Source organism: Haloplanus vescus (genome assembly GCF_900107665.1).
Lineage (GTDB): Archaea > Halobacteriota > Halobacteria > Halobacteriales > Haloferacaceae > Haloplanus > Haloplanus vescus.
On the sequence record NZ_FNQT01000005.1, the window covers coordinates 86,430 to 98,517 of the forward strand.

General features: G+C 61.9%; 13 protein-coding genes. 12 read left to right on the forward strand and 1 reads right to left on the reverse strand.

Annotated elements, in window-relative coordinates:
* Positions 1–10 precede the first annotated feature (10 nt).
* Together BLU18_RS15130 and BLU18_RS13260 are read left to right on the forward strand one after the other, a co-directional pair.
* Positions 11–340 (forward strand): DUF8158 family protein, encoded by a 330-nt coding sequence (locus BLU18_RS15130; protein WP_092635689.1) that lies wholly within the window; start codon positions 11–13, stop codon positions 338–340.
* A 666-nt stretch (positions 341–1,006) separates the two neighbouring features.
* Positions 1,007–1,873, forward strand: a complete 867-nt coding sequence (locus tag BLU18_RS13260) for a DNA-binding protein (protein ID WP_092635691.1) — start codon at positions 1,007–1,009, stop codon at positions 1,871–1,873.
* A 228-nt stretch (positions 1,874–2,101) separates the two neighbouring features.
* On the opposite strand, the gene BLU18_RS13265 is transcribed toward BLU18_RS13260, so the two are convergent.
* Positions 2,102–2,986 carry an HFX_2341 family transcriptional regulator domain-containing protein gene (locus BLU18_RS13265; RefSeq protein ID WP_092635693.1) on the reverse strand — a complete coding sequence of 295 codons (885 nt, stop codon included), beginning with the start codon at positions 2,984–2,986 and terminating at the stop codon, positions 2,102–2,104.
* 205 nt (positions 2,987–3,191) lie between these two features.
* On the opposite strand from BLU18_RS13265, the gene BLU18_RS13270 reads away from it, so the two are divergent.
* The 10 genes from BLU18_RS13270 to BLU18_RS13315 all read left to right on the forward strand — a co-directional run bounded on the left by BLU18_RS13270 (position 3,192) and on the right by BLU18_RS13315 (position 12,032).
* Positions 3,192–3,995, forward strand: coding sequence for a hypothetical protein (locus BLU18_RS13270; RefSeq protein ID WP_143025270.1), 804 nt, complete (start codon positions 3,192–3,194; stop codon positions 3,993–3,995).
* Positions 3,976–4,803, forward strand: a complete 828-nt coding sequence (locus BLU18_RS13275) for a hypothetical protein (protein WP_143025271.1) — start codon at positions 3,976–3,978, stop codon at positions 4,801–4,803. Before BLU18_RS13270 ends, BLU18_RS13275 begins: the two co-directional genes overlap by 20 nt.
* A gap of 172 nt (positions 4,804–4,975) precedes the next feature.
* A complete protein-coding gene (locus BLU18_RS13280) occupies positions 4,976–5,899 on the forward strand; it encodes a transcription initiation factor IIB (protein ID WP_092635769.1) in 924 nt (307 codons plus the stop codon).
* A gap of 100 nt (positions 5,900–5,999) precedes the next feature.
* Positions 6,000–6,887, forward strand: a complete 888-nt coding sequence (locus BLU18_RS13285; RefSeq protein ID WP_092635771.1) for a biosurfactant protein 1 — start codon at positions 6,000–6,002, stop codon at positions 6,885–6,887.
* A gap of 142 nt (positions 6,888–7,029) precedes the next feature.
* The gene (locus BLU18_RS15290; protein WP_049987720.1) at positions 7,030–7,218 is read left to right on the forward strand and encodes a DUF8012 family protein; all 189 of its coding nucleotides are present in this window, start codon (positions 7,030–7,032) and stop codon (positions 7,216–7,218) included.
* A gap of 106 nt (positions 7,219–7,324) precedes the next feature.
* Positions 7,325–7,705: a hypothetical protein gene (locus tag BLU18_RS13295; protein WP_058366987.1), complete on the forward strand. Its 381-nt coding sequence runs from the start codon at positions 7,325–7,327 to the stop codon at positions 7,703–7,705.
* Between the two features lie 68 nt (positions 7,706–7,773).
* Complete coding sequence (locus tag BLU18_RS13300; RefSeq protein WP_092635700.1) at positions 7,774–8,436, forward strand: DUF6735 family protein; 663 nt, start codon at positions 7,774–7,776, stop codon at positions 8,434–8,436.
* Between the two features lie 37 nt (positions 8,437–8,473).
* Positions 8,474–8,758, forward strand: a complete 285-nt coding sequence (locus BLU18_RS13305; RefSeq protein WP_006183450.1) for a DUF7967 family protein — start codon at positions 8,474–8,476, stop codon at positions 8,756–8,758.
* Positions 8,759–8,819: 61 nt separating this feature from the next.
* Positions 8,820–9,566: a helix-turn-helix domain-containing protein gene (locus BLU18_RS13310; RefSeq protein ID WP_050051691.1), complete on the forward strand. Its 747-nt coding sequence runs from the start codon at positions 8,820–8,822 to the stop codon at positions 9,564–9,566.
* Between the two features lie 60 nt (positions 9,567–9,626).
* Positions 9,627–12,032, forward strand: a complete 2,406-nt coding sequence (locus tag BLU18_RS13315; RefSeq protein WP_092635702.1) for a heavy metal translocating P-type ATPase — start codon at positions 9,627–9,629, stop codon at positions 12,030–12,032.
* The last annotated feature ends 56 nt before the right edge of the window (positions 12,033–12,088 follow it).

Below are 12,088 nucleotides of genomic sequence, written 5' to 3' on the forward strand. Positions count from 1 at the left end.
GTGATTTGGAATGTCCGATAACGACGCTCTCTACGACGTTTGTGAACGAACGAAGAATCCCGAGCACGCATCAGTTGACGATGTAGTCGAACTCGTACTCGAACGCGCACAGCATCCCCGGACGGAGCACCGGGATGCACATCTCGACGAGATGATGGCTACTGTTGTCGATAGGTACGGGACCGGCCCCGTCCGAACTGTTATCCATCGCGTTCTCGTCGACCACCACCCCTTTCGGACTGCCACGCATGACCTCGAGATGCGTAACGTCGACGGTGTTCGTATCGGGACAGCAGCCAGCCAGTTCCTTACAGAATTGAACGCGCAGCACGACGATTGAAATACAGTTTCTGAAAGCCCTCGGCCGCTCGGCATCCCGCGACCACCACTGCGCGCCTCGTCCCTGCGGTGCTTGCGGGGTCGGGGGACGACCGAGGCGGCCTCGCCCTTTCTGAGTCCACCAGGACGGTAGCTGGATCGCCGAGTGTCGCGGCCGGCTAGACTGGTGTGTCCGTTATGGCCCGCCCCGCTCGCCGCGTTCCGCCCTCCGCGTCGCTCGCGACCGACCATTCCGGGCGTGCGGGCGCTCTCCGCACCGCCCGCGCCCGTTCCGGGCTAAAGTGAATCTGGTCTCGACGCCAGCATTAAGCGCGTTTTCGGTTGCGCCCCTCGCGGGCTTTCGCGTTCCAGCGCTTTGGGCCGTTCCACGCGGCGAGTCACACCCCGACTCGCCGTGCTCACGACCGTCGCCCTGGACACGGACCCGCAGTCCGGGCCGGACGCGAGAAACGGCTTAAAGCTGGCCGCTCGCTCCGGGCGGGTCGGCGCGCGGTGCTGGATGATCGTCCGCCTCGGGCGCGCTCTCGCTCGCGCCCACAGGGCGCTCGCGAAGGCGCGAGCGAGAGCGCGCAGACGAGTCTGTCGGTCGTTGTCGTCGAGGAAATCCGCGATGTTGTAGCATCGCGGTGTCGGGCGCGTGAGCGCCTTCAGGAACCAGTGAGTTCCAATGTCAAGTAAGAACGTCTCCAGTGAAGTAGTTTCGGTCGATGAACAGGCTTTCGAGAAACACGATGACGTCGAGGTCGACGAGGATGGGTTCGAGGTCGTCGACGAGACCCCGGAGTTCCGGGCGACGGTCGACATGGAAGTACAGGCGAAAGTCGATTCCAACCATCCGGACGCGCGGGTCGAGGAAGGCCCGGATCACCTGTTCGGGAAGACCCTCGAACAGGAAGAGCGCATCGAGGCCCGGGAGGCCGAGCTGGAGCACATCAGTGCCCAGGCGGAACTCAGTCAGCAGGAGGGACGCGCAAAGCGGACGCGGGAGGTCGTCGTCGCGCAGTGTGGCCGGGACGAACCCGAACCGGTGGAGCGCACGGATCCCCGAGAGAAGCTGACGCAGGAGGAACTCGCGGCGGTGAACAAGCAGGCGATGCGGATCAGCGACGAAGTGCAGGGCGGCTGGTCGAGAGCAGTCGTCGCGAAGCAGCTGGCCGAGAAGGTGCAGCGCGGCCAGGACGTGACGAAGGCGGTGCTGGAGACGTTGGAGGAGCAGAAGGCGGTCCCCGGTGCAATCGTGCCCATCGCGGATGTGCCGGACGTCCCGGTCGGTGAGGTGACGGTCGAAGGAACGATCGAGACCCTCTGGGAGCCTTCCTCAACGAGCATCCAGCAAGTCGGGCTGATAGCGGATGATAGCGGGAAAATCAAGTTCACCTGCTGGGAGAAATCCGGGCAGACAGTGGTGCGTGAAGGTCAGACAGTGCGGTTCCGGGCAGCAGCCAAGAACTGGTACGAAGGTCGGTGCTCAATCGCGCTGACCGGGTGGTCCCGGATCGAGTTCCCAGAGCGCGGTCGGTGGTGGGAAGAATAGGCAGTCGACCTACCCCCTTTTTTGCTGTGTGCCGGACCGACCCAGACCCCACCGCCCCACCCTCCGCTCCGTGCTCGCTTCGCTGCGCGCGCAGCCACGACCTCACGCACCGGTCCAACAGTGATCATGCAAGCCGAGGGAGCGGATGTGCGATCCGAGGAAGTTTATCGGCCCCCAGAGGGGGGTGGACGCGTGAGTGCTCCGGTGAGACCTTCCAGAGAGTGTCGGTCAGTCCCTATGGGTTTTAACCCACATCATCCCCATCGTTGACAGGGACGTTTCGTGCCGATTCCCCTTTTCGTCACGGTCTACGTACCCGCGCTCATCGAGATTTGACGCATTGTACTGAACGCGGCTGCGAAACGAGTCATTGTACTCCTCACCGAGGTCGGCCGCCAACTGCTCTGCAAGCTGTGATGTGGACTCCATCGCCCCTTCTCGGTACAGGAATTCCAAGATAGATTCTTCAAAATCCTGCAGCTCGCGCGCAGGTGATGCCGGGAACTCAACGTACATGTCGCCGTCATCGATCTCACGAACACCCTCTGTTACGCCCACACGGTCAATCTTTTCGCGGATCTCCTTGAGCTCGTGGAGACGTTCCGGCATCCGGATGTCCTCCAGTTTCTCCAAGAACTCGATCTGGTTATCGATCGCCTCGATCATGTCCAAGACAAGGTATTCATCCGGTGCGGCGTAGTACGTATGAACCTGGTCGCGGTATTTTGGGTCTTTCTCGGCAATGATCGAGTCGGCCGCAGTGGCGAACGCGAACGCCACTGTCCGGGGCATCGAAGAGATGTTCACGTACACTTCGTTTCCCTTCTGCAGCTCCGTCCAGAGGTAGTCGTAGGCGAGTGGGTACAGGTTTTCGTAACTGTACAGCTGCTCGTACTCGATTTGCTCATGGTCGACGTCGACATCGATGAGTTCGAACGATTCCTCCAGTCGTTGCACCATATTCCCGGCAAGGTCTCCAGCCCGGCTGTCAACGTCCTCAGTATCCGTGTCTATCAGGACAACGCGGTCCGCAGGTAGGTCGCCTTTTGAGATTGGGTAGATAAGCCGGTGAAAGTCAAACCCGACCGGGATGAAATGAAGGCGGTCAGTCATCAGTCTCCACTCTCGGAGTGTTCACAAAAAATGCTTCGTAGTTCCATGGCCTCGGTTTTGTTGTCTCTCCGACAGAGTGTGTTCGAAGAATAATATTCACACATCATCCCATCTTCGGACCTCATTAGTCGGTAGGGTTAAGTTGCCGTGCGAGAAAGTATTGATTAGGTGCCCCGGAAGCACAACAGCACCACCACAACAGCGCATGTCGGAAGAGAGATTCCCTCACGGACCGATCCCCAAGTTCTCACCCCGCAACAGTCGTCACCGGCGGTTGTTCTCGAGCCACGATGCCGCACCGTACCTGCTGACCACGTTCACGAACGCGGTGTGGCTGGAGAAGCGGCCGGACGAGCTCGACGCGTTGCTGGCGCCGCACCAGGAGCTGATCCTGGCGAACGTCGAGCCCGACGAGGACCTGGTCGGGCGGACGCCGGACGATGAGATGGAGCGGGTTGAGAAGTTACAGCCAGCGTACTACATCCCGAGTGACCGGTGGGTGTACGAGGACACGATGACGGATGCTGAGCAGTTGGAAGAGATCGACCGTTGTATGGACGGGACTCGTGAGGTGTTCAACCGGATCGAGGCCCGTGATGACCTGCCGACGCAGGTGATCCCGATCGCGAAGGGGTGGAAGCACTGGCATTTTGAACGGTGCCGGCGTACGTTCGAGGATCTCGGCTTGTCGTACTGTGCGTTCGATGTGACGCAGTACAACAGTATCAATATGGTTCTCGAGGACGTTCACCGGTTGATCGAGGTCATCGGTCCTGACGGGGTCTTGTTAATCGGGAAGCTGTCCCCCGATCATCTCCGACGATGCCCGCCTGAAGTGGTGGCTGCTACCGGGGTCGATCACTGGCGGAAGAACAGCCAGACGGAGTCAGGCCGGTTCAGTCGTGAGCTGTATCGTTTCTGGGCGATGCGGGCGTACGCCGCCATCAGCAGTGCACAGACCAGATTAGACCATTTCGGAAGCCAATCCAATGTTCGTATTCATGGGTAACCGTGTTGGCAGTCCGCCGTCCAGTTCGGGCGGTGGAGGCGAGGAACAGCCCGAGGAACAGCCAGAGGAGGAAGCGACCGGTGACGAGGACGAGACGGTGCAGACCGGTATCACGGGCGCGGTGGCGGGTGCTGCGGCAGCTGCCGCCGGTGCTGCGTCGGGGAGTGGTTCGCCGCCTGTAGATGGTGAGACACCTGACGAAGACGCGGAGGATGATGAGGATGTCAGTCCCGATGATAACGACGAGGGCAGCAAGGAAGACCCAGAGGTTCCGGAGGAGACCCCGGAAGATCCGCCCGTTGAGCCGGAGCAGCCGACCGACGGTGACGGGTTTGAGCCTGCGGAGCCGGCAGAGAAACCCACCGAATCTGACAGTGAGGAGGAGACTGAGGACGAGGAGGCACCTGAGGACGAGGAGGCACCTGAGGACGAGGAGGACCTCGACGATGACGATGAGGATTCCCGGTTCGTGTACGGCGATATCGTGTTCGATCGGGACAGCGTCGACGAGGACGAAGTCGACGAGGCGGACACCGAGTTGTCCGTAGTTGTGAACCTCCCGGACGCGAGTATCCGTGAGTGGGAGTGCGGCGAGGATGAGACCGTAACGGATCGGGACTCGCATTACCCACCGACTGATGACGTCGTCGTGGTCGTTGAGCGGGGGGTGCTGGACGCGGTGGCGCCTGCGTGGGATGAGCGCGAGTCCGAAATCCTGATCGAGGAGTTGGATGCTGTCGGTGTAGAGTATACAGCCTATCCGTCGCTTCGGCTAGGGCTGTATGAGCCGTCGTATCTCCGGGAATAAGAACGCGTAGAAAATTCCGCTTGAAGTACGTTACTACGCCGGTTTAGGAGTCAAGCACTGTATTCAGTGCCACAACCCCCAGGACCGAATTCCGTACTCGATAGCGTTTATTTGCCCCTCAATGGGTGAGGGGATCGCTGTACTGGCGAGTTCCCGAATCACGGTGAGAACGATGGCAACCAGAGACATCTACGAAACTGGATTCGACGAAGACGTCCGAACGGAATCGAGTGCGAATCAGTGTCCCGAGTGCGACGGCCGGGTTACCACGAACGCGGTCGAAACGGTCTGCGAGGACTGTGGCCTGGTCATCGACGAACAGCGCATCGATCACGGGCCGGAGTGGCGGGCGTACGACGACGAGCGCGAGCGCACAGGCGCTCCGTTAACCGCGGCACGACACGATCGAGGATTGTCGACGGAGATCGGCCGCGGGACCGATGCGAACGGGAATGAACTCTCAGGACAGAAGCGACGGCGGCTCGCTCGGATGCGGCGTGAACAGACGCGTGGGCGGTTTCAGTCGAAAGCTGAACGCAACCTCGCACACGGGCTTAGTGAAGTCCGCCGGATCAGTAGTGCGCTCGAACTATCCGAGACGATCCGTGACCAGGCCTGCCAGCTATTCCGCAGCGCTCAGAACGAGGACCTCCTCCAGGGCCGGTCGATCGAGGCGATGGCCGCCGCGAGTGTCTACGGGGCGTGTCGGTGTAACGGGCGGCCGCGAACGCTCAACGACATCACCGAGTCGGCGCGCGTCGAGCAATCGCGGGTGACGAACGCATACACGACGCTGAATACGGAACTTGGCTTGCCAGCCCAACCCGTGACGCCGAGTACGTTCGTTCCGCGGTTGGCCTCGGAGCTCGACGTCTCCGATCAGATCCGGCAGCGGGCTCGGCAGTTGGCGGAAGCATCCGAATCGACCGGAGCAACCACGGGGGTTCGACCATCTGGGTTCGCTGCAGCCTGTCTGTACAAGGCCGGACGCGAAGACGGACGATGGCTCACCCAGTCGGACGTCGCTGACGTTGCGAACGTCTCGGTGGTCACCGTGCGGACCCACCGCGACGCGCTGGACGAACTGGCTGTCTAACGCCCACACTGCTGATTTTCGGTTGTATGTCTGTAGGCTGATTGATGTGAGAGCCATTGTTTAAACCCGAAGACGAAGCATGATACGGCCAGATCACTCTATGACCGACCAGTACGCCGACTACGAAGCCCTCCGACCGCTCGGCGAAGCGACCCACGTTCCCGACGATCAACTCACCAGTAGTAGTGGCGAGCCCCGGCGGCAACGCTCTAGTGGCGTCGACACGGACTATCCAGACGGCCCGACAGCAGATGAGACCGAGTGCGATTCCTGCGGAGCGTCGATCCCCGCTGGCCAGTCGAAGTGCCGGTTCTGTCTCACGAACCATCTCGAAGCAGCAGACGATCAGGACACATCGAATGCCGAACGGACTCTTCTCCACGTCATCCAGCTGCTCGTAGAGGCGTCGACGTTCTACGGCGCCGTCGGGAAGGGATCTGCTGCGGCCACCCTCCTCGCGAAGGGAGATGATGACCCAGTAATCGATGACCGCAAGCTAATCTACGATCTCGACGAGGAACCGGCCCCACAGCTTGTTGATCAGTGGCCCTCGCTCCCCTCGGCGACACGGGTCACGTCTGAATGTGGTAATCAGCTGCTCGCGGCTGCTCGTGAGCGGACGGCGTGGACAGAGACGACGCAGTCCCGTCACGACGGCGAGCACGCGACGTTTCTCTACGACGAAACCGGGAGCGAGGTTCGCACCGAAGCTCGTCTTGCAAGCCTACGTGAGGACGCAGACGACGACCTCTGGCTGGTGCCAGCGATTGCGCTCCAGGAATCCGTTGACAAAACCGATACCGAACAGCCACGACGCGAGCGCCCGAACAGAACTCACCTCGAGTGTCGGGAATGTGATCGGGAGACTAAGCATCGATTCCGCGAATTCGAGGCAGTCCCCGATGACGAGTGGACCGAGCAGCCCATGTGGGAGTGTCAGCGATGCGGGACACCCCGCTATGGGCCCGAACCCGAAGCCAGTCAGTAGAGACGGCGTCAGTTTAACCAACGGATCCTGATATCGAGTCGTTCTGTTGGTTAACTGGAGGTCAGTTCGTGATCACTCCCGAACCGCCCCGCTGACTGCCCGCCGGTGTTTTTTCGCGCCGTAAATTGGCGGAGGCGCACACATGGACCCACGAGACACCCCCGGCTATCGACTCCACCGCGCGCTCAGTAGCCTCACCAGTATCGACAGCGACCAATTGGAGCCCGCTGATCAAGAGCGAATTAGCACCGCGACGACGCTCCTCGAGCAGGTAGATTTTCTCACCCAACCGAATACGACGAGGGACGGTGACGTCAACAGAGAATCCTGACAGCTCGACGCGTCGGCAGCGCAACGTCATGTGGCCGTCACAGCGTGAGCAGTTGCTCGCCCCCTGAAGGGGTGCGGGGGCGCGAGACAGCTCCCGAGAACAACCGATGGCAACTCTCCAAGCCGCAACGACATCGACCGGCGCGCTCGTAACAGACCCACAGGCCGTCCGCCAGCTCTGTGAGAACCACTGCTTCGGGACGCTCAACTGGGAGGTGGACGACGACGGCGAACTGATCATCTGGGGCTACGATAGCTTCGAAGTGTACGAGGCCCGTGAGAACGGGCTTCCTGACTACGACGGTGGCATCGTCACCCACGAGTTCCTCCGGTCGCTCGCGGAGTATCTCGAACCGGACGAAGAATTCGACATCCAGACAGCCGGATTTACCAAATGCCGATTTCCCGTGCTGGCGAAACGGTACGTCGTCCGCGACGGTGAGGTGCTGTACGCGGACCTCAGTTCCCCCGACCCGATCGACGAGTAGCGTTGTTCGTCCCCCGGGAGGGGTGCGGGGCGATCCAGTCGTGGATCGTCCTGCGAGGTGATTGTTCAATGGGCCACCGCGCACTTGTTGCGTACGAACGAACCGACGGACAGTACACGCTCCATTACTCTCATTGGGGTGCATCAAATCTGAAGCTCAAGCACCGAATCTCGGCTGAGTCGCCGTTCGGTGGCGAAGACACCGACTCCAAGTGGGCGAAACAGCTGCTGGCGGAGTTAGCCGATGGCCTCGAGGCAGATGCGGTCGACGGCTACCTCGCCGGCGAAGACCGACCGTCGACGGTCGTCGAGCCGAAGCCTCGCGCCACCGGGCTCACGCTCGAGGAGATTATCGCTGACCATCTCGACTACCTCCACCACGAGGCGTTCTTCGTGGTGTCGCCGACGTTCGAGGTGACCGCCTATCGGACGCTGTGGTTCGGGCTCCAGTACGACTCGGAGACAGTCGAACAGGGAGAGACGGTCGGGAACGGCGCGCTCGCGACGGTGCGCTGGTACGACGGCGAGCCGGTCGGCGACGGCCACCTGCAGGGCCAGTTCGCGGCCCTCAAAGACGTCGTCGGCGACATGCTCGACAAGGGCGTCTTCACACCGTCAACGGCGAGACAGTATCTGAAACGGAAGCTCGCTGAGCGGGTCGGAGACCGACAGGAGCTGCTCATTCCGACCGGAGAATCACCCTTCGAGACAGCGAGTCTCGGCAAGCCGTAACACCAATCCCTTAGTGGATATCGGGGGATGTCTAAGTATGTCAAATCAGTCTGAAGATGACGTTCGTGTTTGGCTTGTCGAACGGACGTACTCCGATGACGAGCAGAACCTGATCATCCTCACCTACGCAACACCCGATGGAGAACAGTACTATCGGAAGGAACGCGCACTCACGTCCTTCACCGACGTCCGAGATACGACAGCAGCAGTCGATGCTGAACCCGGCAATCTTGGCATGGTCGATGACCCCGACCTCCAGGAGCAATACGCGGCCGAAGCACAGCGAATGCAGGAAGTTCACGACCCTGACGACGTAATCTGAGATCTACTGGTCGACAACGCTGCAGGCCATGGGTTATGTCGTAGCAGGCCTTAGACGGGGTATGCGCGAACTCGTCTTCGCTCTCGAATACGAGCCCGGCTGCAACAGGGTGGCGGACGCCCTCGCCGACCACCCCGACGCTCGCGTTCGCTCGCTCTCGCTGCACGCCACTGCCGAGCGTCTCTGGCGGGTCGACCATGCCACCGGTACGCCTGAGGCGCTCAACGCCATCGAGGACGCCTTTCTCAACGGCGACTACTACGCTGACTGTCTCGCCACCGAGGACTGCAACGCCACACAGACCACCCGCGTCCTCGACCGCACGGACGACGCGCTCATCCTCTACTCAGATTGGGAGCGCACTCCGACCTGCGCCTCAGTCCCCCACATCGCTCGCGACCACCTCGGCGACGGCGTGCTGTTCGAGACTCGTCACGAGGGCCGCCACTACACGTGGCGACTCATCCACTCCGGCGATGGCGACGTGGCGGCGTTCTTCGACGCTCTCAAAGTCGCCGTCGGGGAGTGCGCCCAGATGGAGATGCTCCGCACAGCGGACACAACATCAGCTAGGGGAAGCGACGGAACACCAAGTGGATTGCCTCCAGCCCAAGAGGCTGCTCTCCAGGCCGCCGTCGAACACGGCTACTACGAATCACCCCGCGAGGTCGATGTTGGAGAACTCGCAGAGCATCTCGACGTGCCACGGTCAACACTCACCTACCGACTCCGTCGGGCGGAAGAACATTTGGCGAAGCAACATGTCGCCGGCGAGCGGGTAGCGGAAGAACGGCTGGCATCCCACTGAGGGCCGTAGTTGGAATATTCCAACAAAGACATATCGAACTCCCGCTCCTACCGTGACGTGATGACAGAGAATCCGGACGCAGCAGGAGGAACGAGCGGCGGCGGACAGCGACGTGAGCTGACCGCCCGCCTCGCCGTTCCCGAGATGGACTGTCCCTCTTGCGCCCAAAAGGTGAACAAGAGCCTCCAGCGTGTCGACGGCATTACTGACGTCACGCTCCAGCCGACCACCGGCACAGCCAACGTCACGTACGACCCTGATCGGACTAGCGAAGCCGACGTCGTCAAGGCGATTGAAGGCGCCGGCTACGAGGTCGTCGGGGGCTCGGACGCCGAGGGCGATGATGAGGACAACCAGGCGGCCGATGGCGTCGACATCGCACCACCATCGGAGGTCTGGACGAGTCCTCGCGCGAAGAAGACGTGGCTCGGCGCGGCGTTCCTCACCGTCGGGCTCCTCTTCGAGTTCTTCCTCGCAGGACAGAACATCGCCATCGCAAGTGTCCTCGAGTACCCGCTCCACATCGCAGATGTCCTGTTCCTCGGCGCCGTCGCGGCCAGTGGCATCCCGGTCGTCCGTAGCGGGTACTACTCCGCGAAGAACCGGAGTCTGGACATCGACCTGCTAATGGGGACGGCCATCATCGCCGCGACCGGTATCGGCTACTTCGTCGAGGCGGCGACGCTGGCCGTCCTATTCAGCATCGCCGAGCTGCTCGAGGACTATGCGATGGACAGGGCACGGGACTCCCTGCGCGAGCTGATGGAACTCTCGCCCGACGAGGCGACCGTCCTTCGCGATGGTGAGGAAGTCACGGTGCCCGCCGAGGAGGTGGAGGTGGGCGAGACCGTGGTTGTTCGCCCCGGTGACAAGATTCCGCTCGACGGGACGGTCATCGAAGGCGAGAGTGCAGTCGACCAGTCGCCGATCACGGGCGAGAGCGTCCCCGTCGACAAGGCTGCCGGCGACGAAGTGTACGCGGGCAGCATCAACGAGGAAGGATACCTCGAGTTCGAGGCCACTTCGGCCGCCTCGGAGTCGACGCTCTCGCAGATCATCGAGATGGTGCAGGGCGCACAGGCGAAGAAGACCGAGTCCGAGCAGTTCGTCGACCAGTTCGCCGGCTACTACACACCCCTCGTCGTCGTGCTGGCAATCCTGACCGCCGCTATCCCGCCGCTGGTTATCGCTGATCCGGTGTCGGTGGACCTAGCCGGTTACGGGTTCACCTTCGCGGGCGACTGGCAGGCGTGGTTCATTCGGGGGCTTACTCTGCTGGTGATCGCCTGCCCGTGTGCGTTTGTCATCTCGACCCCAGTCTCCGTGGTGTCGGGGATCACCAGTGCCGCGAAGAACGGTGTCCTCATCAAAGGCGGCAACCACCTCGAAGCGATGGGCGAGGTGGACGCCATCGCCCTCGACAAGACTGGTACCCTCACCAAGGGCGAACTCGCGGTCACGGACGTCGTAGCGCTTGGCGGTACGAACGACGAGACGGTACTCCAGCACGCGGCTGCACTCGAGCAGCGAAGCGAACACCCAATCGCCGAGGCGATACTCGAACGCGCCGAAAAGGATGCCGGCGATGACGTGCCGAGTATCGAGAAATTCGAGAGCATCACCGGAAAGGGGATCAGCGCAGACATCGACGGCGAGACGTACTATGCAGGCAAGCCCGCCCTCTTCGAGGAGTTGGGTTTCGACCTGTCGCACGCCCACCTCCGTGCCGACGGCGGCGCAGTCGCCGAAGTGGCCCACGAGCAGTGCGAACGCGAGGACTGTGCCGACCTCGAGGACGGCGCGATCTCGCGGTTCGAGAATGAGGGGAAGACGGTCGTCCTCGTCGGCACGGATACCGAATTGATCGGCATTATCGCCATTGCCGACGAGGTGCGGCCGGCCGCCGAACGGGCGGTCGCACGGCTGCACGAACTCGGCGTCGCGCACGTCGTGATGCTGACCGGCGACAACGAGGGGACGGCCCGTGCGATCGCCGAACAGGTCGGCGTCGACGAGTATCGCGCAGAACTATTGCCCGACGAGAAGGTCGATGCCGTGGAGGCGTTACAGGCGGAGTACGGCGACGTGGCGATGGTCGGCGACGGCATCAACGACGCGCCCGCGCTGGCGACCGCTGAGGTCGGCATCGCGATGGGCGCGGCCGGAACGGACACCGCAATCGAGACCGCCGACATCGCGCTGATGGGCGACGACATCAGCAAGCTGCCGTATCTCTACGGGCTGTCGCACACGGCGAACGGCGTGATCCGCCAGAACATCTGGTCGAGCCTCGGCGTGAAGGCCCTGCTTGCACTCGGCGTCCCGCTGGGACTGGTGAGCGTCGCGGTCGCGGTCATCGTCGGCGACATGGGGATGAGCCTCGGCGTCACCGGGAACGCGATGCGGTTGTCACGAATCGCGCCTGAACGCATGGACAGTAAGACTGGCCAAGAAACGGGTGCCTGAACCCATGAACACTAGCGAGGAAGGCAGTGCCACCTTATGCAGAACTGTACCACTCG